General features: G+C 44.3%; 1 protein-coding gene. It reads left to right on the top strand.

The features are described from left to right. Nucleotides 1–388: DUF4954 family protein (locus C6366_RS21395; protein WP_146164967.1), on the top strand; the 388-nt coding region annotated here is incomplete at both ends.

Below are 388 nucleotides of genomic sequence, written 5' to 3'. Positions count from 1 at the left end.
ATGTATAACAGCGTAAAAATCACCGCTTCGGCTCTTGAGCGTGGCATTGAGATGTACCAATTGGGACTTGTGAAATTTCTGGGTAACGGCTTGGTTAAAAAACTGGAAACAGCTGAATATACAACAACTGAAGAGATGCGCAAAGCCCTTCAACCAGAGGGTAACGAAGGTGTAGGCGACTGGGTGGACATTGCCGGACTGCTGGTTCCCAAAGAAAAGGTAGATTGGTTGGTAGAAGAGATTGAATCAGGTAGTCTGAATAATCTGAACGATATCAACTCTAAATTTGCCACTTGGAAAGACGCCTATTTTCACTGGGCATGGAACTGGATTGTGCCGCGGTTGAAACAATATGCCAATCTGGATATTAACACTGCTACACCGAAAG

The sequence above is a fragment of the Desulfonatronum sp. SC1 genome (genome assembly GCF_003046795.1).
In the GTDB taxonomy this organism is placed as follows: domain Bacteria; phylum Desulfobacterota; class Desulfovibrionia; order Desulfovibrionales; family Desulfonatronaceae; genus Desulfonatronum.
This window is presented reverse-complemented; position numbering and strand designations above follow the sequence as displayed.